Genomic DNA, 24,487 nt, shown 5'->3' with positions numbered 1-24,487 from the left:
TGTTAGCGTGTCGCCTCCACATGCAGCGTAATACCCTCATGCTGACTGAGCGAAGAAATAAGGGCAGCCATGTTGTTGATCGTCGGATTACCCTTGACGCTCAGCATCCGTTTAATGCTCTCGGGTTTCTTGCCAACTTCTTTCGCCAGGGCCTCAAACCCAATCGAAGCCAGAACATAGTCGCGAATGAGCGACTTGGCAGTTTGCACGTCATTCTCAGCGATCAGTTCTAGAGCTTCGCCGATCAGGGCAGCCCGGAACTTCGGGCTCGATTTGGCCCGCTCAAGAATCGTTTCTTTAACTGGTCTCGTGTATCCCATCTCTCGTTTCCTTACCTTTTCGTTGCTTTGTATTCGGCCCACGTTTCCTGAGCGGTTTTAATGTCTGAACTCTGCCGCGACTTTGTACCCCCTCCGACCAAGACAACCAACTTGTCGCCATCGCGGCCAAAGTAGATACGGTAGCCAGGACCGTGGTGGATACGTCGCTCGATCACGCCGCTCCCAACGGACTTATAATCACCGAAGTTACCGGCCTTCATCCGATCAAGGGCCGTCGTGACTTTCGCAGCGGACTGATCGTCCAGGCTTTTAAACCATTCTGCGAACGGACAACGTCCGTTGTCCCTGACGTATTCAATCAGTTCATTCATTTTCTATCGTAACATATATGTTACGTTTGTCAAGTTTGTTATGAAGCGGGTTAGTCATGACTCGTCGTCTAGCTCCTCGAAAAAGCAGTGTTCGCACACGCGTATTTTGTCCTTCGGCAGCGAATAGGCGGGAACGCTTGGGTGCCTCACATAGAGTTTTCGCTGATCGCTATAGCCGCCGGTGTAGCCGGTGTACGCACCGCATTGGTAGCAATAAGGAGGGCAAGCGTTGCTGGGCGGTTCTGCGTATCGCAAGAGCCGTTTCTCGGAACATACCAAACAGAGCGAAATCGTGATCGTTGCTTCATCACTCTTTGAAATGCCCACAGGACGGATGCTTGCCGCTTGGAACTTGTCACCATGGGACAATTCATTCTGGCAAAGGGAACATTGACGCTCATCGATAAGAGCCAGTCCCAAAGGCTCGTGAGCAAAATAGCCTTCTTTGTTGGGAGGGTTCAAGCGCGTCAGATCGTAGCCGAGAGAGCACTTGGCACAGACGGTCGCGATGCTCTCGGTCTGTTCGACTTGTCTCTTATCGCCGTGGATACGGCAATCGTGAAATTCAATCGCGTAGTGACCGGCGTTCGCCGCAATCGGCTCTTTGCAATCAGAGCAGCATAAGTCATGGCAAGAGTGTTTGAGGAGAGCGGTCATAACCGCGAACCTAACATTCCTTTCCAATTCAGCAAGAGTTTTTCTAGGGCCTGTCGGCGACTGTCATGGGCTGACGCCGATTGACGTTCTTTTTTTTGAGAAGAGGGGGCTCAACGATGGGGCGACGCCGGTTATGCGATGGAGGAATTGGTCGCAGAACTGGGCTCCGCGTTTCTTTGTGCTGACTTGAGTCTGACACCCGAAATCCGTGAAGACCATGCCAGCTATATCGAGACTTGGCTCAAAGTCTTGAAAGACGATAAGCGAGCGATTTTTACCGCCGCTTCTCATGCCAGCCGTGCCACGGAATATCTGCATGGCCTTCAGCCGGAATGCGTTTGATCGTTGTTCCACGACCGGTGGCGTTCGCTGCCGGCCGTTTTTCTTTACCTACAGCGAGCCTTTTATGAATACTCCCAAGAAAATCACGATAGACGTGCCCTTTACTCTCGTTTGCCAGGAATGCGATGCAGGGATGGACATCCACAGCTATGAACAAGCCATCCGCGAAGGGTGGACCTGCATGGACTATGCACCGGACCTGCCGATGGCGAACTATACAGGGCTTTGTCCTGCCTGCCAGGAGAAATACGGAAACTGGCCAAGCCTTGAGGTTGACTGAGGGTAAATGCCTTATTGGCACTTTTTCTGGCCCGCGAATTGACGCTCCTATCGCCCCGTGATAGACATGAGGAACTTACGGAGGAGTTTCCATGCTTTATCAACGCTCGCTCGACATCGAGCACCGTTTGCAGACGGTTTTGCAGCTTATTCAAACTGGTCAGTATTCCACCCCGGAGCTAGCCGCCGAAATCGGCGTGTCCATTCCCACGATTTCCCGCGACGTGATGGCTCTGCGGCAGCGAGGCTATGATATCCGGGCCGAGCGAGCAGGGACTGAATGGCATTACATTCTGGCCGCAGCCAATTCCAACCATCGACGGGGCAAGTCCCTCCAGCAGATTCAGAGGAAGCCACGATGAATGAAGCTGATACTTGCACCAAATATGTTGTGCCTAAGCTTATCGCGGCGGGTTGGGATCAAATTCCACATTCATTCACGGAGCAACGATCCTTTACTGATGGCCGTGTCTTTGTAAGACCCGATGCCCAAACACGCCGTGGCGAAAAGAAGCGAGTTGATTATTTACTGCGATATTCTCGCGACTATTCCCTGGCCGTCGTCGAAGCCAAGCCCGATTACAAGAAACCGGGCGATGGACTTGCTCAGGCCAAAAGCTATGCCGAGGCTCTAGGAATACGCTTCGCCTATTCGACTAACGGCACCGGCATTGTGGAATTTGATTTTGGCACCGGAGCCGAAACAACCCTTACGGATTTCCCAAGCCCTGGCGAGTTGTTCGCTCGCATCAAACAAAAAGACAAACTCAATGATGAAGCTGCCGAGCAATTGTTAGAAGGCAGTTATATTCAGCCGGGAAAAATTCCCCGTTACTACCAAGAGATTGCCATCAACCGAGTTGTCCAAGCCATCGTGCAGGGGCAAGACCGCATCTTAGTAACGATGGCAACCGGCACAGGCAAAACGGTTGTCGCTTTTCAAATCTGCTGGAAACTTTGGAATGCCAAGTGGAATCGCAAAGGCGATCCTAATCGTCGTCCTCGGATATTGTATCTTGCGGACAGAAGCATTTTGATCGACGACCCTAAGGACAAGACCTTTACACCGTTTGGAGATGCACGGCACAAGATCGAGAATGGCGAAGTTATCAAGAGCCGGGAAATGTACTTCGCGATCTATCAAGCCATTGCTCAGGATGAACGGCGCCCAGGTCTTTATAAGGAATACGCGCCCGACTATTTTGATCTCATCATCATTGATGAATGTCATCGGGGCAGTGCCCGCACTGAGAGCAGTTGGCGGGAAATCTTAGAATACTTTCGTCCCGCCGCCCAGTTTGGAATGACGGCGACGCCGCTCCGCGAGGATAGCCGCGATACGTATCGTTACTTTGGAAATCCCATCTATACCTATAGCTTGCGACAAGGAATTGAGGATGGATTTTTGGCACCCTACCGGGTGCATCGCATCATCACCACAGCCGATGCTGCCGGTTGGCGTCCGACTCGCGGCGAACTTGATCGCTATGGCCGCGAAATTCCCGATGATGAATACGAGACGAAAGATTTTGAGCGGGTCGTTGCCTTACGTTCGCGAACTAAGGCAATCGCTAAGCATCTGTTTGATTTCTTGCAACGCAACGACCCGATGGCCAAAACTCTCGTGTTCTGCGTCGATCAAGAACACGCCCAGGAAATGCGGGCTGAATTGCAACACCTTCTCGTCAAACACGATCCGGAGCGTGCCAAGAAATATCCCAACTATGTCGTTCGCGTTACAGCAGATGAAGGAATGATTGGACGTGGTCACCTCAGCCGCTTTCAAGAACTCGAAACCGAAGAGCCAGTAATCCTCACTTCATCGCAACTTTTGACGACAGGCGTCGATGCCAAGATGGTCAAAAACGTTGCGTTGGCCCGAGTCGTAGGCAGCATGAGTGAATTCAAGCAAATCATCGGACGCGGCACACGAATTGATGAAGATTACGGTAAACTTTGGTTTTCGATTTTGGATTACACAGGCACCGCCACGAGCCACTTCGCCGATCCTGAATTTGATGGCGAGCCAGAACTGATCGAAGAAATCACAATTGACGACGAAGGCGACGTGATAGTCGATGTCTTGCCTGAAGGTGACGACGAACCAACGCCCGAAGAAGGCGATGGACCCGTTGACGGACCGCCGCCAATTGATGAACCCCCTGGACCCGAAGAACCTCGCAAGCTCTATGTCGACCGTGATGCCGGTGTCGGTATTGCCCACGAAGTCATTCAAGACCTGGATGCTGAAGGGCGATTGCTCACAGTCACTGAGTTTGTGGACTATACGGCTGGCCGCGTCCGTTCACTCTGCCGCGATCCTGAAGACCTGCTAGATCGTTGGCTTGATAATGAACGCCGCAATGAAATTGTTGCCGAGTTGGCCAAACGAGGCATTGATTTTGATGGGCTGACCGAGGCGGCAGGCAATCCCGACGCAGACCCATTCGATTTACTCTGTCATTTAGCATTTAATGCACCGCTCCGCACGCGCCGCGAACGGGCTGACCGGCTTCGCAAAGATAAGCAAGATTTCTTCGACCAATACGGTGCAGAAGCCAAGGCCGTGCTATTAGATATCTTGATGAAGTATGAAGACCATGGAGCAGGGCAGTTTGAAATCCCAGATGTTTTGAAAGTGCCTCCCATTTCAAATCGAGGGAATGTTAGTGAAATAATTCAGTTCTTCGGAGGGGCCGAGCAACTTCGATCCGCCGTGACACAACTCCAAACCGAACTTTATGTCGCTTAGGAAATAGCAGATGGCGAAGAAAATGGCCAAGAAGGCCGCACCGACGCAAACCACCGCTCAGGCCCTTGGCAGCCTGATTAAGTCTTGCCGCGACATCATGCGCAAAGATAAAGGGCTCAATGGCGACCTAGATCGCTTGCCGATGCTCACGTGGATCATGTTCCTCAAGTTTCTTGATGACTTGGAGAAGCTTAAGGAAGAAGAAGCCCAATTGGGCGGTGAGAAGTTTCGCCCGCTTGTTGCCAAACCCTATCGCTGGCGGGATTGGGCTACGAACGATGACGGCATGACCGGACCTGAATTGCTTGCATTTATTGGCCAAGAGAAAGCGACGAGACCTGACGGCAAGCAAGGGCCAGGGTTATTTGCTTATCTTCGCGGTTTGCAATCAGCCGACGGCCGAGGGAGAGAAGAAGTCGTTGCAAACGTTTTTCGTGGTGTCACCAATCGGATGGAGTCTGGATACCTACTGAGAGATGTTTTGAACAAGATCGATGACATTCACTTCAACTCAAGTGAGGAAATCCACACTCTAAGTCGCCTCTACGAGTCAATGCTTCGAGAGATGCGAGACGCAGCAGGAGATTCAGGCGAGTTCTACACCCCGAGGGCTGTTGTGCAGTTCATGGTGGCTGCTCTTGATCCTCAGCTTGGTGAGACCGTTCTCGACCCTGCTTGCGGTACGGGTGGCTTTTTAGTGGAAGCGTTTGACCACTTGTCGCAGCAAGTGCAGACAGCGAAAGATCGCAAAGCATTACAAACCAAAACTCTTTTTGGACAGGAGGCAAAGCCTCTCCCTTACTTGCTTTGTCAGATGAACTTACTGCTTCACGGCTTGGATTCGCCGCAGATTGACTACGGTAACTCGCTCGCTTTGAAGGTGACCGAGATCGGTGATCGTGATCGTGTCGACGTAATACTCACCAATCCGCCGTTTGGTGGTGAAGAAGAGGCGAGCATCAAGAGTGGCTTCCCTCAGGACATGCAGACCGCCGAGACGGCACTCTTGTTCCTGCAACTCATCATGCGCAGACTCCGCCGTCCTGTTGGTGGCAAAGAGCCTGGCCGTGCAGCGGTCGTCGTACCCAATGGCACGCTTTTCGGTGATAGTGTTTGTGCCAGGGTCAAGGAAGCTCTCCTAAAGGACTTCAACCTACATACGATTGTTCGGCTGCAGAACGGTGTCTTTCAGCCATATACCGCTATCCCCACCAATTTGCTCTTCTTCGACCGCAGCGGGCCAACGAAGGACATCTGGTTCTATGAAATGCCTCTTCCAGAAGGTCGGAAGAATTATTCCAAAACAAAACCGATGCAATTTGAGGAGTTTTCGGATTGCCTGAAATGGTTCGCCCAGAAGAGACGCAAAGAGAATGATCAGGCCTGGAGGATTCCGGCGAGCGATGTGATGCAATACGACGATGAGGGAGCACTCATCAGTTGTAATCTTGACATCAAGAACCCTAATAGCGCGGAGGCCCTGGAGCACCTGCCTCCCGCACAACTCCTAGCCGACATTCTTAAGAAGGAGCGTCAGATAATCCAGATCCTAGAAGAGATCGAGGCGGTACTCGCAGGAGAACCAGGATGAACACAAGCAAAGGCTGGGCTCCAGAAGTGCCACTTTGGGAGCTGCTCAGCAAAAATAATGTTACGACGGACCTTGCCGCAGACACACAATATCGCGAGGTGACTGTAAAGTTGTGGGGCCGTGGCGTTGTTGAACGAAGGATAGCGCTCGGAAGCGAGATCGCCGCAGCTCGACGCTCAGTAGTTCGTGCAGGCCAGTTCATCCTCTCGCGTATCGACGCTCGTAATGGTGCCACTGGAATCGTTCCTGACGATCTCGACGGCGCAGTTGTCTCGAACGATTTTCCGACTTTCGACACTGTGCCGGAGAAACTCGTATCAGATTATTTGGGATGGCTGTCGAAGACGCGTAGTTTCATCGATGCATGTAAGCGAGCAAGCGAAGGCACGACAAATCGCGTCCGTCTGAAGGAAGACGTATTCTTGAGGCATACAATCCCATTGCCTCCGCTAGCGGAACAACGCCGTATAGTGACAAAGATTGAACACCTAGCGGGAAGAATAGACGGTGAGATTAAAGCAATTGTAGAGTCTAGTAGTAGAGACCTTCTTGCATTCTGGAACTCGATACGAAAGCATCATTTCATTGGATCAGCTTCTGAAGAGCTTCCGCGTGGTTGGAAGAACGCCAAATTGAGCGATATAACTTCTGCAATTACCGATGGCACTCATCAAACGCCGGATTACCTGGATGTAGGAGTTCCTTTCCTTTCTGCGCAAAACGTGAAGCCGTATCGCTTCCTCCCGGAAGGGCACAAATACGTTTCCGAAGAACTATATCGGGCATGCATTGCTCGCGGAAAGCCAGAGGTTGGTGACGTACTTATGACACGCGTCGGAGCCATGATTGGCGAAGCAGCTTTAATTGATCGTCCCTTGGATTTTGCCTACTACGTAAGCCTCTGCCTAATCAAACCTCATCGGGATCTTATTCATCCTGAATACCTCGTCCATTGGCTTAATTCACCGCTCGGTGCGAAGAGCGCAACAATGAACACCCTTGGGCGGGGGCATTCTCAGGGTAACCTCAATCTCGGATTGATCCGTAACTTCACGATACCGCTCGCGCCTATGGGTGTGCAGATCGCGATTGCTAAGGAGTTGAATGCATATATGGAGAAAGTTGACGCGATCTCAACCCGCCAAAAGTCCATTGAGCTAAGTGTCAACGCGCTTTTGCCGTCAATCCTGGACCGTGCCTTCCGAGGGGAGCTGTAGATGGCGAAGAAGAAGCCTACATCGCGTGCGAAGCCTCGGGATAAGCGTTCTCTGCCGCAACCGGTAACTGCCGCACCAGATGTCGTTCAAGACGACGATCCAGGTGATGACGTTCAACGTCGATTTCGCTACCAACATGCTTATGGAGCGATCTTGCTAATCGGAGCAGCATTGCAAAGGCAGCCGTATAGAAGTATTTGGTGCGAACATCATGATGATTTCCTTGCCAAGCGAAATGGCGTGTTCGATAGCTTCCAAGTTAAGACTGCAAAGCCGGAACATGGCACATGGACTTTGTCACACATCGCCTTAAAGGGAGCAATTAAAAAATGTGTCTCTCTTAACGCCCGTTTTCCTTCGCGCCTCGGCATATTCCATTTTGTTTCCAATCACGCTCCGCTTGACTCACGTGCCGCTAACAAACTTCATTTGTCTCCGCTGAGGCTTCAGGAGGCTGTCCGTGCCGCTACTTCAATCGCGAACTTGGGGGACCCTTTCCTAGGAGTCGTGACTGCGCTGGCAACTGAATTTGAATGTGCCCCTGATGAAGTGTTCGCTGTGCTTGTGCGATTTGAGTATGTGAAAGGGCCGAGTTTGGATGATTTCGAGGCCGCTGTCTCTGTCAACCATGTTGCACATCATCCATCCTGTGCTTCTTTAACGCACTCCGCACTTCACGCCGTTCGCGATGAAATCATTCAGCGTGTTTATGACGCGTCGTCGCGTACTGTAGACGATCCCGCGAAGCATTGGTGCTGTATTAACGGTGCCCCGGCAGACAACCCGTTCATACAGATGAAGGAAATATCCGTCGAAGTCGTTCTAGAGATCATCGAGCAGAGGCGTGGTGTGCCGTTTCGGTTTGCACCTATGGACCGGCTACTGCCCGAAGCGCCAACGCGTGCATTATCGGTATTTGAAAAGAAACTGCTAAAAGGCGGATTGGCGAATCAGCTGGAGACCATGCGCCGCCGGACTTTGTCGGCTGAGCAACATCTTCTTGAGCTGACAGCGCGCGACCCTTCCTTCGCTCAGAACGTTCAACTTCAGCTGGAAAACGTCGTGCAGGGTATCTGCGATGATGCCCGTGCCATGTCTGACGATGGGCCGACTCCGTACGGCCTAGTGATGTATCGGGAAGTGCAGCAGCGGCTAAGAGATACTGCTGAGAAGCGTGCAGAAATGGTTCTCCGGCAGGAGTATGAATGCCTCGTTGGCGTTGCAGGTCTACTCACTGAGGGGTGCTCTGTCTGGTGGAGCGAAGCTTTTGATGTGGGGGCAGACCCATGAGCATGCGGATTGTTAGTGCGGCGATCAATACGGAGCAAAGCCCTGAGATTCATGAGGCGAGGCTTCTCTTACTTTTGAAGCACGCTTACGACCGAGGGCAGGGATCTATCGACGGCATCATGAAGCTGGCAAAGCTCGACTTTCTGATACGCTACCCCAAGTACTTAGAAGACCTGCTCAACAAGACAAGAAAACGACCGGTGCAGGTTCCAATGCACAACTTCGAAGTTGATACCGTCGAGTCGAAGATGATCCGCTTCCGATACGGTCCTTGGGACCCACGGTATCGGCAATGGATTGCATTGCTATGTGCGAAAGGGCTAATCGAAACTTACATCGTTGGCCGAACGGTACACGTCCGTCTCACCGAGGCTGGAGTTGGTGTAGCACAGCGAGTGTCTGAAGCGGAAGACTACGGTGATCTTGATGCGCGATGCAAGCTATTGTGCAAGAGCCTGGGTGACAAGTCGGGCACATGGCTCAAAGATGCGATCTATGCGGCGATACCTAGCCTCGGCAGCATGGCTTGGGGCGAGGAGATTGAGCTATGAAGATGTTTTTACGGAGATTAATGCTGACGTGTCGAGGGTCTATCGAGGAAATTCCACTTGCAGGGTTCACGTACTTTTATGGAGAGATGGGTGCTGGTAAGTCGACGATCGCTCGGCTTATAGACTATTGTCTGGGCTCGAAAGAACTTGTGATGACCCCGACGCTACAGAGCGAGTTCGTATCTGTTTCTCTAGAATTAAAAATTGGAGAAGTTGAAGCGAACTTTGCTCGTGAACGTGAGTCAGGGCAGATCATCGCTACATGGGACGACAATCAGTTGCTCATTCCGGCAAGAACTCCAAAAGGCGCTGCTATTCCGGATACTCACGTCGAGGTCCTATCCGATTTAATCTTCTACCTCCAGGGCATCACTCCGCCACGAGTACGCCGCAGCCAGATAAACGAAGATTCAGAGCTTGAGCGACTGAGCGTCAGGGACTTGCTATGGTATTGCTATTTAGACCAAGACAGCATGGACAGCAGTTTCTTTCATTTGGATCACGATGAAGAGCAGTTTCGTCGGCTTAAAAGTCGTAACGTCCTAAGGTCTATTCTTGGGGTTCATCAAGAGAAAGTTGCGGAGTTGGAAGTTGCGTTGGAGGAAGTGCGTTGGAGGAAGTGCGTCGGCGAAAGTTGCGCTCGGCCGAAGCCGCGAAAGTCGTCTCAGAAGTGCTTACAACTGCGGGGATCGAATCTGTTGAAGAAATCGACCACAAAGTCGGTGAGATTCACCAACGGCTTGAGATGGCGAGAAAGCGTACCGGTGCAGCACGTGCAGACGGAGAAGCACTACGAGGACACGCATCCGACCAGCTCCGCAAGACTGCGCGACAGTTGGCTTCTGAAATTGAGGCGCTAGAGATCGCCCTTCAGGACTTGTCGGAACTGACGTTCAATGATCGGCGTCATCTAAATGAGATACTTGCTTTGTCGACTAAGGTAAGGCGACTAAGAAGTGCCCGAGCTGTTTTGAATGATGTCGCGTTTGTTCAATGCCCCCGGTGCGTTCAAGAACTTCCCAAAAGAGAGGACGCCCTATGCAACGTCTGTGGCCAGGATGACTCCCTAACTGTGGATGGAGACCATGAAGGTGAACAAGCAAAGGCCGATATGGACTCACGCGTTAAGGAGCTAGAGGAGGTCTTGCAGTCTCAGACAATGCAAGTCTCTCGATTAAAGCGCCGCAGGAACGAACTTCTGAAACAGAAGCACGATGTTGACGAGTCGCTCGATCAATCGATGCTTCGATACGACTCTGCTTATCTATCACAGGTGTTGGAGGCTGAGAAAGAGATTGCCACTCTCGTACAAGAGCAGGACTACTTAGGAAAGCTTAGAACGCTGCCGCAGCGGGTTGTTGAATTGAACGAAGAAGCTGATAAGCTAGGCGCGGACGAATACCGAATTCGCCGGGAGCTAAAGGACGCAAGGGGAGCTGCGGAGCAAGACTTAAGCAATCTCAAACGACTAGGTGAATTGTTCCTGGATTGTCTTCTTCGAGCGAAGGTGGCTGGGTTTGAGAGCGACGACGTGGTGCGGATGTCACCGCCGTGGTTTTTACCTGAAGTTCTTGGGGTAACTACAGGGGAGATTGCGACCACGAGCTTCGGAACTCTCGGCAGCGGAGGGAAGAAGAACCTCTTCAAGTGTTGCTATGCGCTAGCGATTCACCGACTATCGGCGGAATTGAATACGTTTCTACCCACTTTACTGATAATCGACTCGCCTATGAAGAACATAAGTGAGCGCGAAAATCGAGAGCAATTCGAAGGCTTTCACGCATTGCTTTACGAGCTTGCGGCTGGAGAACTGAAAGGTACGCAATTCATTCTCATCGATAAAGAGTACTGCCCACCCGAAAAAGCTGCGGGAGTGGCTGTATTATCGCGCCACATGCGAACGGACAGCGATAAAGAGCCGCCTCTAATAAGGAAGTATCGTGGAAAGTAGAAACGTCGCAGTTAACACATACACCTTAGGCGATATCTCACATGCCTGATTTGTTCACAAGTTGGTTTGATCAACAAGACCGTGATGATGTTATTTCCGTCTTCACGGAGCGTAACGGTGGAAGGGCTTTAGTACTTGAATCGCTTATTCAAACCGTAGCTGATCATCTAGTGGACTTAGAAGTCATAGAAAAGATGGGCGGATTCACTCAATCACAGCATGTGCTGAAGCATCGGCTCCCGCAGCGCAAGACAGAGCGGTCGGGCGACCTGGGTGAAATACTCGCTACTGAATACATCTCACAGAAGACCTCTTTTGCGGTCCCGATTAAGAGGCTGCGATTTAAGGATGATCGCGGTAGCGCAATGAGGGGCGACGATGTTATTGCTATTCAACGCACACGCAACCGTACAAAAGTCTTAAAAGCGGAGGCAAAGAGCCGGGCTGCTCTCGCGGGTGCCGTGATTGAACAAGCGAGGGATGGACTTGGCAAATATCGCGGACGACCAAATCCTAGCACTTTAGCGTTCATCGAGTATCTCTTGCGTAAGGAAGATCGGGATGCTGAGGCGGAAATCTTCAAGAGCCTACAGCAGTCCACAATTCGCGCGAGAGACGTAGCGCACTTAATCTTTACTTTGAGCGGAAATAATCCCAGCACTTTGCTGGCTAGCCAAGCTGATCCGATACAACGCGGCATCTCGCTACAGCTCTGCGGATGTCGCGTAGCCGATCATGGAGCTTTCGTTGCAAGTGTATTCGAAGGCTGCGGGCGGTTAGGAGATGAAGATGGAGAGCATTGAAGAGCTGGAAGAAGAGCTATCGGCTCTCACTGACCCTGCATCCCGCGACCGCCTACTGGCGAAGGGTTTAGCACGAGGAATGATCTGGAAGGAAGGCATACTTCCTCCGGATAGTCCTCAGTTTTCTGCCGACCTCACAAACGATCTCTTAAATCACGGGTACACGCTGCTCGGTCGTGCACTGAGGCTACGAACACTCAACCGCGACTCAGAACTTCTTGACCGCAGCTTTGAGAACGCCGCAGAAGCGATCGAGGCAGCTGTAAGGAATGGAGAGACAGATGGTGATCGAGGATTCCACCTTACGGTAGCAGCTGCGTCCTACCATATAGGTCACTACGCGGCGCGGTCTTTCTCGCTATTGGCCGAGAACAGCGACGATCTCAACTTATCTGGGGCAGAAAGAATACTTGTCGCTTTAATGCAACGCCAGCTCAATGAGCTTGCGAGTGTGTGCAGAAGCTGGCTTACGGACGAACGCAATCAAGATGCAGGCGTCGCCCGTATGCTGGACGACGACGCGACTAACTTCTACGCGGCAGACGCATCCCGGACGGCAATGCAAAGAGGCTTCTACCGAGCTATCGCCACAGCTGAATTCGGACTACGCACAGGTGATGCTAGCCAGATCACAACGGCGTTAGAGATACTCTATGTCTGCATTGAGGCATCTGAAATTGCCCGACATGTACCTTTATGGTGGTGCAGTACTTTAGCATGGCATCTTATCGACGACTTGTGGCGACGTAGTTTGCATTCCCGCTTGCCGACATCTCCTGATGGAAACTGGGACCTACTTCGGCGAAACTTCATTGATGTCCTAACCGACCGTGATTTAGCGGAAATCGATCTTTGGCCATCACAATTGGCTGCTGCAGACCGTGTACTCGGTGATAGTGACAACTTAGTTGTCGCACTACCAACAAGCAGCGGTAAAACACGGATAGCAGAGCTCTGCATCTTACGATGCTTGTCAAAACAAAGGCGAGTGATCTACGTGACGCCGCTTCGAGCTCTTTCAGCTCAAATCGAGGCGACACTTTCCAGGACGTTTCGTCCACTAGGGTTCTCAATCACGAGCGTATATGGAGCAAGCGGCATAGGAGCGAGTGACATCGAGACTATAATGTCGGCGGACATTGTAGTTGCTACTCCGGAGAAGTTGGATTTTGCGATTCGACAATCACGTGAAGTAATCGATGATGTCGGACTCATAGTGCTGGATGAGGGGCACATGATCGGCCTCAATGAGCGAGAGATACGATATGAAATCCTCGTTCAACGACTCCTGAGGTGGGCAGACGCCGATACCCGTCGGATTGTATGCCTCTCCGCCATCTTCACGCCGGGCGCAGCCTTCGACTCTTTCACAAGTTGGATTCGTCGCGACCAGGAGGGCGAGGCACTTCGATCAGCATGGCGACCCACACGTCAGCGACCCGCAACGCTTGTGTGGCAGACCAACGTTGCCCGCCTTGAGTACGAGGTAAATGGAGAGCACGTCTTTGTCCCTCGTTTCATTGAATCTGAGCCAGGTCGCGCCCCCCGCCGAAACCGCTTCCCACATGACAAACCAGAACTCCTTAGTGCAGCTATCCAGCGTTTCGCCGAAGACGGGCACTCTGTTCTCGTGTACTGTCCAATGCGAGCCTCAGTAGAGAGCTTTGCAAAGTCGATTCTAAAGGCGATTCAGAAAGGATATGTCCGCTCATTCTTGCCTCAAAATGCTCGCGAGGAGATAGAAACCGCAAGGAGAGTAGGAGCAGAATGGCTCGGGGAGAATCACGTTGCAATACTTGCATTGCAAGCCGGAATCGCTGTTCATCATGGTCAGTTGCCACGGGCGTTCTTGTCAGAGATAGAGCGGTTACTTAAGCGACGCGTGCTGCACGTAGCTATCTCATCGCCCACTCTTGCTCAAGGTGTTGATCTTTCATTTGGAGTTCTAATTTTTCATTCATTGTGGCGCAATCGCGCCCTAATCCCCCCGAAAGAGTTCGCCAACGTAGCGGGCCGCGTCGGTCGTGCATATGTTGACATTGATGGCATTTACGTGCTGCCAGTCCATGAGGCGGATGCTCGGAAACGTCAACTTCGCGTTAGTGAATTCCACGCTTTAGTTCGGGATGCTAGGCATCGGGAACTGGAGAGCGGCCTGTATCAGTTGATCTCACTTTGTCTAACTCTTTTAGCCCATCACTTAGATATCGAACAAGATGAACTGCAAGAATATGTTTTGAATCAGCAGGAACAGATTGATGACCTAGCCGGGGGCGAAGCCGAAATTGCTGAACAATTGTCAGTTGTTCTGGCCGAGCTAGATGCAGGTCTTCTTGCACTGATTGAAGATCACGAGTGTGAGGTGACGGAAATAGCGCAACAGCTGGATGCGGCTCTTGCGAGTTCTTATTGGAGACGACGTATAGAGGTCATTGGGCAGACTGAGATGGCAGGACAGCTCGCCCTGCTGCAAGCAAGAAGTACGCATATTTGGAACAAGACTTCTGGTGCTCAGCGTCGGTCATTTTTTTCCGCTACGGTTGGTACTGACACCGGGACATTCATTGTATCCGAGGCTGACGCGCTAAAGGAGTTACTCTGGAATGCCGCAAATGCGGTTGACGAAAACAATGCAGAGTCGCTCGGCCAGGCTTGTGCCGACTTGGCATCCCACTTATTCGCCATTTATCCATTTCAACCCAGCAGCATCCCAAACTCATGGACGGAGGATGACTGGCGTCCTCTAATCGGAGTGTGGATGAGCGGCCACCCGCTCGGCGAAATCGGCAGTCCTGAAGCGATTGCGTTTGTCCAAGAGGGCATCGTCTACAAGTTCGTATGGGCTATTGAAGCAGTGCGGATCATACTTGTAGGAACCGGCGTTATCGGTGCGGATGAAAACGAGCGTTTGAGCTACGTCGGGCTTTGCGCAACCTATGGAGTATCATGCGTAACTGCTGCGAAACTCCTAGAAGCAGGGTTAGAGTCGCGGACTTTTGCTTGTCGTCTAGTTCGCGAACTTGGCTTAGAACTTAATTCTCTTCCTGCAGTTCGCGATTGGTTGGGGGCCACTGGGGATGAACCTCCCGTCGTGTGTTCCGAATCTGAGCAGTACGCATGGCAACGTTTTGTTGCCACGAACAGTAATAGCTATGGATTCTGGGGCAGACACCGAGAAGTGTTGGATTGCGAATTTGAGATCGAACCTGAAATTGGAGAACGCGTCCGCATTATTACAGAGGAAGGTGGCGAGGGCATTGTCTATAGTTATGACTTTGAGGAGCTCGGTAGAATCCAATCGCCGTTCGATGAGGGCACAACAAGAATCGCATTAGTTAACGGAGACACGCAGCTTGTGGTGAACCATTTTGGACTTGTGCCAATTCCGAGGTGGTTGCAAGAATTGGACGATTAGACCGAATGCACACGCGATAATCTCTATAAGACACGAGAAGAAAAAAATGCGGCGGTATTAGCCCTTCGCCGTTTTACATAAAAGTGATAATAAACATTCTGACAATTGATTAGTTGCAACTCGGTATTCAATCAAAAGTGTTCAGGCAATACCACGAGTTTTTGGTGTCGCATTCGGATCAAAAAACGCCACGAGTTCCTTTGGATTGAATCTCGGATCTTCAGAATAGTGAGTGTAGTATCGATATGTGAGCCGATTTTTCGTGATGATTTTATGCACGTCAGGCCGCAGGCCTCCAGTTGCTTCGAAGCTAGCGTAAGTTGCCTCGGGGGGGTCTGCAAAATAAATAGAAAACTTAGGCTCGCATTGCATGACAAACTGAGTTCCGGCGTCTAACGCTTTTGGGTCGTAAGAATGCGAATAATTGTGCCAATCCCAAACAGGCGCTCCGATCCGAGCCAAATCGCAGTAAGCTGAAAACGCAGCATCGCTCATCGGTGGCATTTCAGAGTCTGAGTCAACGGTTTTGTTCTTAGTACTTCGCTTTACACGGGCAAGTTCTCTATCGTTGCAGTCCTTATGAGGCCATCCGGTTACATCGTGAGCATCTGCATCGTAAATGCAAAGCCGACCGAAATCCTGCCACTCATGGGCCAAGTTATGCTCGGCAAATATTTCGTGAATATCGTGACGAATTCCCATCGGGCTTATCCACTGGCCATTGATCCAGGCCTCTTTAATCCAATTGCCATCCATATCAGCGAAAATTGTGTCGCCATAATAACCCGCATGCGGCAGATAAAACTGCGTAATAGAATTGCCTTCACCGGCTTCCACCTCAATCGGCGTAACACCCCTTAAACAGAGTTTGTCGAAAGCACGTCGAGCGTTGTCAGTCATCGACATATACATTTCTCCAGAATGCGGAGGCGAATTGAATTAAGACGTTTGCTTGCCTAAACCGCATTCAACCACCATTCATCGAGACTTGCAATATTTGGGTCCCACGGAGAGCCAGACGGAGTAGATGACTTTCCGTTTTTAGATGAAAAGGGCAGACCGTGGGTTTGGGTATGGTTGCGGGACAGAGTCAAAGGGCAACCAGCTCCGCGAGCTTGGCTGCGACATTTGCCATCGTATCTTCTGAAGTGTTCAGGCCGCTTCGTGAGCCGAGTAGAGGACTGACTTCGCGGAGAGCTTCATACGTAGTGTCGTGCACGATGGGAACGAGCTGGTCACGCGCTAAGAGTGCCGAAAGCTCTTTGTCGGCGATGCTCTCTTCTGGAAGACGGCTCAGTAGCGCAGGGGTCACCAGCACGATCCCGACTCGCGACTTCGCCAATCCCTTGTCGATTTCGCGAAGCAACGGCGTGCCGAGGGCCACGTCCTTCTCGCTGAACCAAACCGAGACGCCGTGAGACTCGAGCAGATCGTGGAGCTCCTTGGCGGCTCCTTTCCGGTCGTCCCACGCGTGGCAAAGAAAAACGTCCCGAAGTTCGGGCACGGACGCACGCTTCTCGACGTTTTCGCGAACCGGCGTGAGCGTCCTCACCTCGGCAGGTGTGTACACCACGGTCGAACCTGCTCGCGACCACCTCGGCCTAGCGCTGCTACCGGCCCCCCCGCTACTGCTCCGGCCGCTCCCGCTGATCCCCGATGGAGAGTAGTAGGACGGGGACGAGTACGACCCGTAGCCGCCGTAACCGCGGCCACCGCCACCACATGCCGGGCAGGCCGCTCGACCACTCGCTGTGCGATGGCCCAGCACTGGGGCTGTGCATCTAGCCATTTCGAATTCCTCCTATTTGCAATAACTCTTTCAATTAGCGGTATAACGATAAATGCACTGAAACCAATCTGCCTTGCATCTTTAATTCAACACAGGTTTAACCGCTCGTACGCATGTTCGTACAACTCATCGAAGGTGAGAGCAAAGATCGCATGGCCGCGAATATGCGTGCCAAATCCACGCCACTTGAATCTCTTCTGCTCTGCATCAGACATCGTTTGAGAGCGGCCCGTCACGAGAAGTCCCACATACTCCGGTTCACGACAGCCAAAAATATTCTCGCAGTCGTTAGATCCTTTCATGTCTTCGAGTTTGTAGCACCAGTCAATAATCTGACTCATGCCCTGCTCAAATCTCTTTGAGAAGGGTCGGTATGCCTTATCTGAATTCTCGAACAAGCTGAACTCCGTCGCGTCCTCAAATTCGACGATACAAAACGAATTCCTGGAATTCTGTCCGATTGCCAAGTCACAGCGGAAGTCTCCCTGTAGGATAAATTCACCGCCGACCATATCCGGAATAACGATATTCGGAGTGCAGCATCCGACAAGGGCAGACAAATGCAATCGCGTCTTAAAGAAGGGCAGAATATCTTTTGCTTCTGAAAGCCACTGGTTCTTATCCAGCAAAGCCTTGAACTCAGCAACTTCTTGCTTTGCAACAGCCGCGTCGAAAGTAATCTGTTGAAATCTCTTCGTCACGGATTCGCTCCGAGAGATTGAATCAACCGTTCCAACCTTTCCTTGCGAGCGACATCGAGAATTAGAACGTACGGCCGACCGACCGCATCGTGTTCAATGCAGTAAAGGATTCGTAGGGATTGATCAACGCGAAGCGTCCATAATGAGCCCTTGTTTGAAACCGCAACTTTGTGCGTATGGTTGCTGATCCAGTTTGTGTGCTCCTCACTCTGGAACCGCATGAAATTAGTTACGACCTTCTCGCGGTCTTTCACCGAGAGCGCTTCAACAGCCATATCGGCCTTGTCGCTCAATACAACTGGCAGCGGTAGAGGAGTGGTGGACATATATGTTCATTCTCGGATAACCGGGCCTCTAGTCAATCCAATGTCTCTGGACGCTGGAAGCCGTGGTATCCTAGCCACGTGGATTCAGATACTTCACTGTCGCTCTGCTAAGATGCCCCGACTACGAAAGACGAGATCGTTGCATACTGAGACGACTGCGAGCCAATCGGTGAGCAGGTAGATGTTAGCAGCATTAAACAATCCCTTCGCAGTCGCAAATCATTGCGACATTCATGCGGCTCTTTCCGCGACCAAGCTATTGTCGAAGTGGTAACTCTGCCCCTTAGAACGCTGTATAAGGGCGAACAGTCATTAGTGTCGGCTCTCTCTTGCAGCTTGAACTGGTACACGCCTCAGTACACGCCTGGGCTGTTCGTACACGCATTATCTGCTAAAATTGGAAACGTAGACCCCTATTTTTCGAGGGATTTTCGTAAGGCTCCCCTACTCTTAATCATTCCGTTGCGAGCGACCTGCTAAGTAGGCATTTCTTATCGCAAGTGATTCTGCTGAATCACTTTATGCCAAACTAATATTCTTAGGTTCCATCCGCGACACAAAGCCATAGTCAGTATGTCTGTCGGGAACGCCTCATCCACAGACTCACTGATTCTTGATCCTTCTGATTGTTTCCATCAACTGCACCCCTTGACCAGTTATCCAAGCTTCTTTGTAACAAATGACACGCCCACCTTAGACAGCTGGATGCTAAGATGTTTGCAGCCTCAAAGTGCGTCTCCGGTGCGCAACTTGGCGACGAGACCCCGAAGAGCTGTGTCAGAAACTACGTTTGATGGCACTTTGATTCCCGAGACGAGTTTTGAAACGTTGCGGACCGAAGATTCGTTGGCGAAACGCGTTGACGCGTTTGGTGCCGAGAAACCAACGATTGTGACCCCGGGGCGAGCCTTCTGCCGAGGCCCGAAAGGCGTTGAAGGCCATCACTCCAGCGTGGGGTGCTCGGATTTAAAGGTCGTGGGCAAATAATCCCCACGCGTGAGACACGGTAGGTGCAGCTCGGTAGAATAAGTACCAGTCCAAGCCCGGAGCGGTTCCAGGCTCCGTTCAATATTGGATTTCAGACACTACAAATAAAAAAACAACGACAGAAAGACAAAACAATGAAACGAAATCTGATCACTAGAGGCTTGTCGCTGCTGACCGCTGCGACGGTGCTCTTCTGCGCTACTTTCCCGGCGTATGCCGCGGACATCAAACCCGCTGAAGCGCAACAGATCGCCGAAGAAGCCTACATCTACGGCTACTCCCTGGTCACGATGGAGATGACCCGGCGCGTAATGACCAACGTCGCCGAACCGGAAGCCACGCGGGCGCCCATGGGGCATCTACTCCGGGTCCGCGCTTATCCCACGGCGGATTACAAAGATGTCACCGCGCCCAACGCGGACACGCTCTACACCACGGCCTGGATCGACGTCGGCAAGGAGCCGTGGGTCCTGAGCCTGCCCGATGCGCAGGACCGGTATTACCTCTTCCCGATGCTCGACGCTTGGACGGATGTCTTCCAAGTGCCCGGCAAGCGCACGACCGGCACGGGACCGCAGAAATACGCCATCACCGGACCAGGCTGGAAAGGCGAAATTTCCCAGGGGGTCAAGGAATACAAATCACCCACCAGCCTCGTCTGGGTGCTGGGCCGCATCTATTGCACTGGCACGCCGGAGGACTACGCCAAGGTTCACAAGATGCAGGATGAAATCTCCATCGTGCCGTTGAGTTCTTACGGCAAGCCCTACACGCCGCCGCCGGGAAAAGTGGACGCCGACATTGATATGAAGACAGCCGTGCGGGACCAGGTGAACGCCCTCGATACCGCCGCCTACTTCAATCTGCTGGCCGCTTTGATGAAGGACAATCCCCCTGCGGAAGCGGATGCTCCTCTCATCGCAAAGATGGCGAAGCTTGGCATCAAGCCAGGTGCGCCATTCGACTTCGGCCAACTCGAACCGGCAGTCCAAACAGCGCTCAAGGATGTGCCAACAGTGGGCTTCGGAAAAATCATGGCCCACTTCAAGAATGCCGGGGAAGACGTCAACAGCTGGACGTTCACTACGAAGACCGGCCTCTATGGCACGGACTATCTCCAGCGCGCACTGGTCACCGCCATCGGGCTTGGCGCGAATCGTCCGCAGGACGCCGTCTATCCGACGTCGGAAATGGATACCGAGGGCAAGCCTTACACGGGCGCGAACCAGTACGTCATGCACTTCCCGAAGGGGCAACTTCCGCCCGTGAATGGTTTCTGGTCGCTGACGATGTATAACGCGGATTACTTCTTCGTGGACAACCCGCTCAACCGCTATACACTCAGCGCCCGCAACGACCTCAAGAAGAATACCGATGGCTCGGTGGACCTCTACCTTCAGCACGAAAGCCCTGGTCCTGAGAAAGAATCCAATTGGCTTCCGGCCCCCGCAGGTGGGTTCATTCCGATGCTCCGTCTGTACTGGCCGACAGAGAAATCGCCTTCGATCCTCGACGGCAGTTGGAAGATTCCGGCGGTGACCAAAGTCAAGTAACCGCACTTCGCTCGTAAAACGCGCGGGCCGTCTCTCACGAGGCGGCCTGCGACCTTTTTACGATTCGGCTAGTTGGCGTCTCCGGCGACGCGAGCCGCGTAGAAAGTCCCATCAATTCATCAACGCGTTACATTGGTCAACAACCCACCGATTTAGACTCGATTACCAGGACGAACAGACGATGTCCCCGCAGAAGAAAAGCCGTGTGCCTAAACCGCCGATCTTGCATTCACTTTGCGACCCGCGGGGGCCTGTGACAGAGAAATGGTCGAGCTTAAAATGATGTGGCTAATCTTGCGCACAAGGATCTGACTATGCCCATGCGTATCGTCCTGGCGACGGTAGCCGGATTGTTGGTCGGCGGCGTGACGAGTTCCGTCGTAGTGGCCATGAAGGGTCCTGTCTTTCATTGGGAAATGGCGGGCATGTACATGGTGATTTTCTCGGCTCTTGTCGGCGCAATCGCCGGTGGGCTGAGCGCCGCAGTTGGCAGTCGACCGGGGAGAGCCGTTGCATTGAGGGGATTCATCGGCTTATGCGGTGGGGCTGTCTTGGGATTCGCTGTCGGTCTGGCCGTGGTAGCTCTATCGAGCGCGAGAGATCCGGGGGCGCCGAGCACGCTGGCATTTTGGGCCATCGCAGTGGTCGTCATCGCGGGCGCCCTCGCAGGCATGATTGGGGGTGTGATGGCAACGACAAGCAGTTCTAAATAACGACCGTTTTTCGGAACGCGGCCCCGTGTTGCGTTGTTTTAGTATTGCGCGCAAATGACGAACCGTCATTTCGCTCGAAAATTCAACCGTAATGACACGCCCCCATTACGCAGCTGAACGCTAAGATGTTGACAGCTTCAATATGTGTCTCCGCTGCGCACTTGGCCGCAACTTGGACTCACTGCGACAAGTGCCAACAAACCAACCATTTACGGGAGACCGAAGCCGAGACTTGAGCAGGGCAGAAAAGCACCATTAGGGACATAGCTCCTGCCGTGGGAACTCAGAAACCGGTGCCGTGGACTAGAAATGGAGAACAATCCACTGCGCGCTAGAGGCGGGGCGGGGAGCGCGATGCTACAATCGAAGCCAGTCCGAGCCTGGATGGTTCCAGGCTCAACCCAAATGGGAAATGTCGGTTTAGTATTCGTGATCGAACATCAATCGAAGGGGAGTTAATGATGGGTCTTCTGCGATTTTTGGCATTCTGCCTGATAGCGGCCGTTGCGACGCCAGCTTGTGCGAACTTAATTGTGAACGGTTCGTTTGAAACGCCGGTCGTGACGGCGGGAGGAACGGCCATTTATGGGGCGGGCTCCACGGCGATCACGGGGTGGACGGTCGCAGGTGTTGGGGCTGATTCGGTGGCTTTGGTCAGCACGTCATTTGCGCAGAGTGGCGTCACATTCAATGCCCAGAATGGCCAGCAATGGATCGATTTGGCCGGAAATGCTTCGAATTCCCAGAGCAGCGGCGTGACCCAAAATATTGCCACTGTTATGGGCGGTCAATATACGATTAGTTTCTATGTTGGGTCGGCGGATGATAACGTTAACAATTTCTTTTTCCCGTCGACGATCGATCTAAGCATCAACGGGGGCACTCGAACACATTTCACAAACCCGAATGCGCCGTCGAATCATCTCGACTGGATGCAATTCGTTGTGCCATTTGTGGCCACGGGGAGCTCAACGAGTCTAACTTTTTATAACGGCGGAGCGAGCAACAATTTTCTGAGCGGGTTCGATAACGTTGTCGTCGAAGGAGTCCCGGAGCCGTCGTCATTCATTTTGTTGCTCTCTGCTTTGGGCTGTGGCGCAGTGGGAGCCCACGCGCGGCGTCGAAAGGCCCGCGGCGGACGCTAAACACGTTGCCAGCACATCCACCGTTCGCCGTGCCACGGTCTTGCGTGCCAGGTCCGTGAGCACCACCGTCGACACGCAAACGGCGGTTAGTCTCATCAACTCGTCAACGCGTCAGACAAACCGAAAAGCCACCCTTTTTGGGGACGCAGCTCTCGGTGAGATGTGGTGACTGTTGCGCGCACATGACGAACCGTCATTAGTGTCTGCACTTCTGCCGCTTGAACTGGTACACGCCTCGGTACACGCCTGGACTGTTCGTACACGCATTGTTTGCTAAAATTGGAATCGGAGACCCCTATTTTTCGAGGGATTTTCGTAAGGCTCCCGGACTCTTAATCAGGGACTTGCGAGCAGCCATTTAAGTAGGCACTTCTTATCGCAAGTGATTCTGCTGAATCACTTTATGCCGAACTGATATTCTTAGGCTGTATTCAATACTCAACACCCTAGTCAGTATGTCTGTCGTCTCGCCTACTCCACAGACTCACTGATTCTTGATCCTTCTGATTGTTACCATCAACTTCACCCCTTGACCTGTTATCCAAGCTTCTTTGTAACAAATGACACGCCCACATTAGGTAGATCTAGAAATGATACTCGGTTCCAGCTTTAGAATGCCTCGTCACTAGCTCCGCTAACCGAAATGTATTTCGGCCGCGAAATTTCACTCCACTCTTACAGGATGCGAACACGACAGAAACCTTCTAGGCTTTTGTTGTTAATCTACTGGCTACGGTAATACCCCTAGAGCGAGAACCTATGCGACCTAGCGATACTCCTCCAGCCATGGATAAGAACACGATCAGTGCCGTGGGCTCGGGCACGGACAATGGAGTCGCGAGCGACGGCGGTGTACCGTAGTTTGTCTGCCAATCCGCCAAATCGCCGACTTCTGAATTACGTTGCCATGCGAGGAAGTCTCGTCCATCGACGTCACCATCGAAATCGAAGTCGCCCTTTTCGAAAGGAGCAAACTGCAAAGCGAGACTCAGGGCAGTGTTTTGGACAACGCTGAAGCGGCCGGTGGGGATGCCGTTGGCGGCAGCGAATTGCGCGTCGTTGATCAGGAAGGTGACGTTCTCAAAACCGGCTATTCCACCCGCGGCGGTGGCAAACGGCCAAGTGTACTCCGTTGTCGGGTCAAAATCATCGAGTGTGCCGACTACATCACCTGACGCGAGTGACGTAATATCTATTTCTACTTCAGCGGCTGCGTCGAAGGCGATTGATCCGGAGGCAATTACAGCATCCCAACCATCCAAAGAGCCCATAAGTCCTGTAGGATTATTGACTTCCAGCCTTAATTTAGCACCCGTATGAAACGTAAGCATTCCTACTTCGAGTGATTCAACGATGTTACCTGGTGAAAGTATACCACCACCGTGAATCTCGACGTGGCCGGATACAGAGCCCTCGCCAGTGAGAGTCCCGCTGTTATTAACGATCACTGGTCCAGGCCCGGTGGCAGAATCTGTGACATTGTTTACCGCGAGCGTGCCGTCATTCACAATCGTGCCGGACAAATAGGTTCCCGCAGTGGCCAGATTGAGAGTTCCAGCACCTGTCTTTCTTAAACCACCGCTTCCGGTGAGATCACCGGCAAGCGTAAGTTTCGTGGCGATCTGAGTGACTTCAATGTTTCCTAAAGTTTCAATACCCACATCAAGTTGAATGCTTCGATCTGTACTAGTAGTGTCACCTGTGTATTGGAGAGTGGCGAGGGCAGAGAGACTGATTGATCCGCGCCCAAAAGAAGAATCAACGTCGATATTT

23 protein-coding genes and 1 pseudogene are annotated in these 24,487 nt (G+C 52.2%); 16 read left to right on the top strand and 8 right to left on the bottom strand.

What is annotated here, in order from left to right; genetic code table 11:
* Positions 1–2 precede the first annotated feature (2 nt).
* From AC6T8Q_RS09435 to AC6T8Q_RS09425, 3 genes are read right to left on the bottom strand one after another with little or no spacing between them, the layout of a single operon-like run.
* On the bottom strand, positions 3–320 hold the full coding sequence (locus AC6T8Q_RS09435) for a helix-turn-helix domain-containing transcriptional regulator (RefSeq protein WP_500678837.1): 318 nt from the start codon (positions 318–320) through the stop codon (positions 3–5).
* A gap of 11 nt (positions 321–331) precedes the next feature.
* Positions 332–652, bottom strand: coding sequence for a type II toxin-antitoxin system RelE/ParE family toxin (locus AC6T8Q_RS09430; RefSeq protein WP_500678836.1), 321 nt, complete (start codon positions 650–652; stop codon positions 332–334).
* A 54-nt stretch (positions 653–706) separates the two neighbouring features.
* A complete protein-coding gene (locus AC6T8Q_RS09425) occupies positions 707–1,309 on the bottom strand; it encodes a hypothetical protein (RefSeq protein ID WP_500678835.1) in 603 nt (200 codons plus the stop codon).
* 120 nt (positions 1,310–1,429) lie between these two features.
* On the opposite strand from AC6T8Q_RS09425, the pseudogene AC6T8Q_RS09420 reads away from it, so the two are divergent.
* From AC6T8Q_RS09420 to AC6T8Q_RS09365, 12 genes and pseudogenes are all read left to right on the top strand, one after another.
* Positions 1,430–1,651 (top strand): annotated as a pseudogene (locus AC6T8Q_RS09420) (zincin-like metallopeptidase domain-containing protein); the annotation flags it as partial.
* Positions 1,626–1,931 (top strand): hypothetical protein, encoded by a 306-nt coding sequence (locus tag AC6T8Q_RS09415; RefSeq protein ID WP_500678834.1) that lies wholly within the window; start codon positions 1,626–1,628, stop codon positions 1,929–1,931. The pseudogene AC6T8Q_RS09420 and the gene AC6T8Q_RS09415, both read left to right, overlap by 26 nt.
* Before the next feature lie 91 nt (positions 1,932–2,022).
* Positions 2,023–2,292 (top strand): HTH domain-containing protein, encoded by a 270-nt coding sequence (locus AC6T8Q_RS09410; protein ID WP_500678833.1) that lies wholly within the window; start codon positions 2,023–2,025, stop codon positions 2,290–2,292.
* On the top strand, positions 2,289–4,682 hold the full coding sequence (hsdR, locus tag AC6T8Q_RS09405; RefSeq protein WP_500678832.1) for an EcoAI/FtnUII family type I restriction enzme subunit R: 2,394 nt from the start codon (positions 2,289–2,291) through the stop codon (positions 4,680–4,682). The genes AC6T8Q_RS09410 and hsdR overlap by 4 nt, the downstream gene beginning before the upstream one ends.
* Before the next feature lie 10 nt (positions 4,683–4,692).
* Positions 4,693–6,273, top strand: a complete 1,581-nt coding sequence (locus AC6T8Q_RS09400; RefSeq protein ID WP_500678831.1) for a class I SAM-dependent DNA methyltransferase — start codon at positions 4,693–4,695, stop codon at positions 6,271–6,273.
* Positions 6,270–7,490, top strand: a complete 1,221-nt coding sequence (locus tag AC6T8Q_RS09395; protein WP_500678830.1) for a restriction endonuclease subunit S — start codon at positions 6,270–6,272, stop codon at positions 7,488–7,490. The genes AC6T8Q_RS09400 and AC6T8Q_RS09395 overlap by 4 nt, the downstream gene beginning before the upstream one ends.
* A complete protein-coding gene (locus tag AC6T8Q_RS09390) occupies positions 7,491–8,780 on the top strand; it encodes a dsDNA nuclease domain-containing protein (RefSeq protein WP_500678829.1) in 1,290 nt (429 codons plus the stop codon).
* A complete protein-coding gene (locus AC6T8Q_RS09385) occupies positions 8,777–9,331 on the top strand; it encodes a hypothetical protein (RefSeq protein ID WP_500678828.1) in 555 nt (184 codons plus the stop codon). Before AC6T8Q_RS09390 ends, AC6T8Q_RS09385 begins: the two co-directional genes overlap by 4 nt.
* Positions 9,328–10,191: an ATP-binding protein gene (locus tag AC6T8Q_RS09380; RefSeq protein WP_500678827.1), complete on the top strand. Its 864-nt coding sequence runs from the start codon at positions 9,328–9,330 to the stop codon at positions 10,189–10,191. The genes AC6T8Q_RS09385 and AC6T8Q_RS09380 overlap by 4 nt, the downstream gene beginning before the upstream one ends.
* 251 nt (positions 10,192–10,442) lie before the next feature.
* Positions 10,443–11,282 carry a hypothetical protein gene (locus tag AC6T8Q_RS09375; RefSeq protein ID WP_500678826.1) on the top strand — a complete coding sequence of 280 codons (840 nt, stop codon included), beginning with the start codon at positions 10,443–10,445 and terminating at the stop codon, positions 11,280–11,282.
* A 41-nt stretch (positions 11,283–11,323) separates the two neighbouring features.
* On the top strand, positions 11,324–12,085 hold the full coding sequence (locus tag AC6T8Q_RS09370) for a Hachiman antiphage defense system protein HamA (protein WP_500678825.1): 762 nt from the start codon (positions 11,324–11,326) through the stop codon (positions 12,083–12,085).
* Positions 12,072–15,500 (top strand): DEAD/DEAH box helicase, encoded by a 3,429-nt coding sequence (locus AC6T8Q_RS09365; RefSeq protein WP_500678824.1) that lies wholly within the window; start codon positions 12,072–12,074, stop codon positions 15,498–15,500. The genes AC6T8Q_RS09370 and AC6T8Q_RS09365 overlap by 14 nt, the downstream gene beginning before the upstream one ends.
* Positions 15,501–15,641: 141 nt before the next feature.
* On the opposite strand, the gene AC6T8Q_RS09360 is transcribed toward AC6T8Q_RS09365, so the two are convergent.
* From AC6T8Q_RS09360 to AC6T8Q_RS09345, 4 genes are all read right to left on the bottom strand, one after another.
* Positions 15,642–16,406, bottom strand: coding sequence for a hypothetical protein (locus AC6T8Q_RS09360; protein ID WP_500678823.1), 765 nt, complete (start codon positions 16,404–16,406; stop codon positions 15,642–15,644).
* Positions 16,407–16,590: 184 nt separating this feature from the next.
* A complete protein-coding gene (locus tag AC6T8Q_RS09355) occupies positions 16,591–17,289 on the bottom strand; it encodes a toll/interleukin-1 receptor domain-containing protein (protein WP_500678822.1) in 699 nt (232 codons plus the stop codon).
* A gap of 86 nt (positions 17,290–17,375) precedes the next feature.
* Positions 17,376–17,990, bottom strand: a complete 615-nt coding sequence (locus AC6T8Q_RS09350) for a Shedu anti-phage system protein SduA domain-containing protein (protein ID WP_500678821.1) — start codon at positions 17,988–17,990, stop codon at positions 17,376–17,378.
* Positions 17,987–18,316, bottom strand: a complete 330-nt coding sequence (locus AC6T8Q_RS09345) for a hypothetical protein (protein WP_500678820.1) — start codon at positions 18,314–18,316, stop codon at positions 17,987–17,989. Before AC6T8Q_RS09345 ends, AC6T8Q_RS09350 begins: the two co-directional genes overlap by 4 nt.
* A 774-nt stretch (positions 18,317–19,090) precedes the next feature.
* Between AC6T8Q_RS09345 and AC6T8Q_RS09340 the strand changes: the two genes are divergently transcribed.
* The 4 genes from AC6T8Q_RS09340 to AC6T8Q_RS09325 all read left to right on the top strand — a co-directional run bounded on the left by AC6T8Q_RS09340 (position 19,091) and on the right by AC6T8Q_RS09325 (position 22,714).
* Complete coding sequence (locus tag AC6T8Q_RS09340; protein ID WP_500678819.1) at positions 19,091–19,303, top strand: hypothetical protein; 213 nt, start codon at positions 19,091–19,093, stop codon at positions 19,301–19,303.
* Positions 19,304–19,437: 134 nt separating this feature from the next.
* The gene (locus AC6T8Q_RS09335; RefSeq protein WP_500678818.1) at positions 19,438–20,856 is read left to right on the top strand and encodes a DUF1254 domain-containing protein; all 1,419 of its coding nucleotides are present in this window, start codon (positions 19,438–19,440) and stop codon (positions 20,854–20,856) included.
* A gap of 314 nt (positions 20,857–21,170) precedes the next feature.
* Positions 21,171–21,569: a hypothetical protein gene (locus AC6T8Q_RS09330; RefSeq protein WP_500678817.1), complete on the top strand. Its 399-nt coding sequence runs from the start codon at positions 21,171–21,173 to the stop codon at positions 21,567–21,569.
* Positions 21,570–22,030: 461 nt separating this feature from the next.
* Positions 22,031–22,714: a DUF642 domain-containing protein gene (locus AC6T8Q_RS09325; protein ID WP_500678816.1), complete on the top strand. Its 684-nt coding sequence runs from the start codon at positions 22,031–22,033 to the stop codon at positions 22,712–22,714.
* A 704-nt stretch (positions 22,715–23,418) separates the two neighbouring features.
* Here AC6T8Q_RS09325 and AC6T8Q_RS09320 read toward each other — a convergent pair.
* Positions 23,419–24,487: hypothetical protein (locus tag AC6T8Q_RS09320; protein ID WP_500678815.1), on the bottom strand; the 1,069-nt coding region annotated here is incomplete at its 5' end.

Source organism: Bythopirellula sp. (assembly GCF_041737835.1).
Lineage (GTDB): Bacteria > Planctomycetota > Planctomycetia > Pirellulales > Lacipirellulaceae > Bythopirellula.
This window is presented reverse-complemented; position numbering and strand designations above follow the sequence as displayed.

Coding starts and splice junctions, on each gene's coding strand:
- AC6T8Q_RS09435 (WP_500678837.1), bottom strand. CDS start 320: ATGGGATACACGAGACCAGTTAAAGAAACGATTCTTGAGCGGGCCAAA.
- AC6T8Q_RS09430 (WP_500678836.1), bottom strand. CDS start 652: ATGAATGAACTGATTGAATACGTCAGGGACAACGGACGTTGTCCGTTC.
- AC6T8Q_RS09425 (WP_500678835.1), bottom strand. CDS start 1,309: ATGACCGCTCTCCTCAAACACTCTTGCCATGACTTATGCTGCTCTGAT.
- AC6T8Q_RS09415 (WP_500678834.1), top strand. CDS start 1,626: ATGGCCTTCAGCCGGAATGCGTTTGATCGTTGTTCCACGACCGGTGGC.
- AC6T8Q_RS09410 (WP_500678833.1), top strand. CDS start 2,023: ATGCTTTATCAACGCTCGCTCGACATCGAGCACCGTTTGCAGACGGTT.
- hsdR (WP_500678832.1), top strand. CDS start 2,289: ATGAATGAAGCTGATACTTGCACCAAATATGTTGTGCCTAAGCTTATC.
- AC6T8Q_RS09400 (WP_500678831.1), top strand. CDS start 4,693: ATGGCGAAGAAAATGGCCAAGAAGGCCGCACCGACGCAAACCACCGCT.
- AC6T8Q_RS09395 (WP_500678830.1), top strand. CDS start 6,270: ATGAACACAAGCAAAGGCTGGGCTCCAGAAGTGCCACTTTGGGAGCTG.
- AC6T8Q_RS09390 (WP_500678829.1), top strand. CDS start 7,491: ATGGCGAAGAAGAAGCCTACATCGCGTGCGAAGCCTCGGGATAAGCGT.
- AC6T8Q_RS09385 (WP_500678828.1), top strand. CDS start 8,777: ATGAGCATGCGGATTGTTAGTGCGGCGATCAATACGGAGCAAAGCCCT.
- AC6T8Q_RS09380 (WP_500678827.1), top strand. CDS start 9,328: ATGAAGATGTTTTTACGGAGATTAATGCTGACGTGTCGAGGGTCTATC.
- AC6T8Q_RS09375 (WP_500678826.1), top strand. CDS start 10,443: ATGGACTCACGCGTTAAGGAGCTAGAGGAGGTCTTGCAGTCTCAGACA.
- AC6T8Q_RS09370 (WP_500678825.1), top strand. CDS start 11,324: ATGCCTGATTTGTTCACAAGTTGGTTTGATCAACAAGACCGTGATGAT.
- AC6T8Q_RS09365 (WP_500678824.1), top strand. CDS start 12,072: ATGGAGAGCATTGAAGAGCTGGAAGAAGAGCTATCGGCTCTCACTGAC.
- AC6T8Q_RS09360 (WP_500678823.1), bottom strand. CDS start 16,406: ATGTCGATGACTGACAACGCTCGACGTGCTTTCGACAAACTCTGTTTA.
- AC6T8Q_RS09355 (WP_500678822.1), bottom strand. CDS start 17,289: ATGGCTAGATGCACAGCCCCAGTGCTGGGCCATCGCACAGCGAGTGGT.
- AC6T8Q_RS09345 (WP_500678820.1), bottom strand. CDS start 18,316: ATGTCCACCACTCCTCTACCGCTGCCAGTTGTATTGAGCGACAAGGCC.
- AC6T8Q_RS09335 (WP_500678818.1), top strand. CDS start 19,438: ATGAAACGAAATCTGATCACTAGAGGCTTGTCGCTGCTGACCGCTGCG.
- AC6T8Q_RS09330 (WP_500678817.1), top strand. CDS start 21,171: ATGCCCATGCGTATCGTCCTGGCGACGGTAGCCGGATTGTTGGTCGGC.
- AC6T8Q_RS09325 (WP_500678816.1), top strand. CDS start 22,031: ATGGGTCTTCTGCGATTTTTGGCATTCTGCCTGATAGCGGCCGTTGCG.